The organism is Endozoicomonas atrinae, assembly GCF_001647025.1.
In the GTDB taxonomy this organism is placed as follows: domain Bacteria; phylum Pseudomonadota; class Gammaproteobacteria; order Pseudomonadales; family Endozoicomonadaceae; genus Endozoicomonas; species Endozoicomonas atrinae.
This window is the reverse complement of the sequence record NZ_LUKQ02000548.1, coordinates 1-1440: the sequence shown is the minus strand read 5'-3', so window position 1 is coordinate 1440 and position 1440 is coordinate 1. Positions and strand designations below refer to the sequence as shown.

Below are 1440 nucleotides of genomic sequence, written 5' to 3'. Positions count from 1 at the left end.
ACTATGAAGATATTATCAATAAATGCTGTGAGGCATGGAATGAATTACTTTCTGAAGTTGGCCGATTGAAAAGTCTATGCTCCCGTTCATGGGCTGTTATTTCATAATTTAAAAATGGAATTGGTATAACTTCGCTGTAAGGTATAGATAATTCCGGCGGTGTGAACCGTATCCATTTCCCGGTCGAATACGTTATGGGCGATCCCATCTCTGAGTATTGCCATGATCCGATTGCGCCAGCGGCGTCGAAGTCGGCGAAAGAGCGGCTGATAGCGTGTTAAGGTCTCGGTGTCGCCGGTGAGCAGTGTCTGTAAAACGGACTTGTTGCGCAGAATATCAAATGGCGCGCAGATCAGGCTTTGCAGATCCGCCATCGGGTCGTCCTTATGGGGAGCAATGTGTGCGCTTTCTTCCAGCCATTGCGATAGCTCCCTGCGTAACGTGGCTTCATAGAGTGCCTGTTTGTTTTTATAGAAGCAGTAAATCAATCCTTTCGATACTCCGGCATCCCGGGCAATGTCATCCATGGATGCGCTCTGGTAACCAAAACGGGCAAACCGATGGCTGGCGGCCTGCAAAATGCGCTGATGACGGATTTCACTCTGCTGCTGTCGTTTGTTCATGACACGGTTCTTTTCTCTTTTCCTTCCCATATCCTTTGGCTATCTGTTTGAAGGGTGACTCACGTTACCTCGAACCGGCACTGGAGTATAGGCCCAGGTTCATGTGGCCATCATCCACCTTCCACGACGTGTACCTTTTGGCTTCCATGGGAACTGGGTACCTTCGTCGTTTTTCAGATAGCCTTTCCTCCTGCTTCGCTGACTTTTCAATATTTCATAGTCACTGAGTGCCATCTACTATCGATCGTGCATGCCCGGCATGGTTCCGGGTATTGGCATGGACAATAAATGGAGGTGGGTATGGGACAGTGGACCCAGATCGAAACAGCCGGGAAGAGATCCGGGACTGGATTACTGGTATCTACACCAATCCGGTTGCCAGGGCGGTAAGAACCTTTGTGACCAAGTGGTTTATTGTGGATGAAGAAAGAGGTTGGGTGATCGCGGAGTTTGACAATATCTGGGACGACCCGGGTAATGGCCAGGTGTTCAGCTTCCGCAATTACACGCTGATGAAATATGCCGGTGATTATCAATGGTGCTTTCAGGAGGATCAGTACAATCCTCAAAAGCGGATGGAAGCCGGTATGGGGTGGATGCAGGCACGTCAGGCTGTAAAAAAGAATAAGAAGGAAATGGTTTAAATAATTAGATGCCTTTAGGTGCATGTATGTACTTAAAGGTTTCCTGGGGTGCTCTCTCAATTTGATAACTGACTCATAGGTTAGCTTCAACCTTTCCAGTCATGAACTCAGACCAAAGTTGTTCCCAGCGCCCCTTACTCTGGATCAGTGCTCTTGTTGTCAAAAGCACTTCC

At 48.2% G+C, this 1440-nt stretch carries 2 protein-coding genes; one reads left to right on the top strand and one right to left on the bottom strand.

What is annotated here, in order from left to right; all coding sequences use genetic code 11:
• Positions 1-101: 101 nt before the first annotated feature.
• The gene (locus AK963_RS28940) at positions 102-623 is read right to left on the bottom strand and encodes a TetR/AcrR family transcriptional regulator (protein ID WP_175404719.1); all 522 of its coding nucleotides are present in this window, start codon (positions 621-623) and stop codon (positions 102-104) included.
• A gap of 227 nt (positions 624-850) precedes the next feature.
• On the opposite strand from AK963_RS28940, the gene AK963_RS28935 reads away from it, so the two are divergent.
• Positions 851-1267 (top strand): hypothetical protein, encoded by a 417-nt coding sequence (locus tag AK963_RS28935; protein ID WP_139117769.1) that lies wholly within the window; start codon positions 851-853, stop codon positions 1265-1267.
• Positions 1268-1440: the final 173 nt, after the last annotated feature.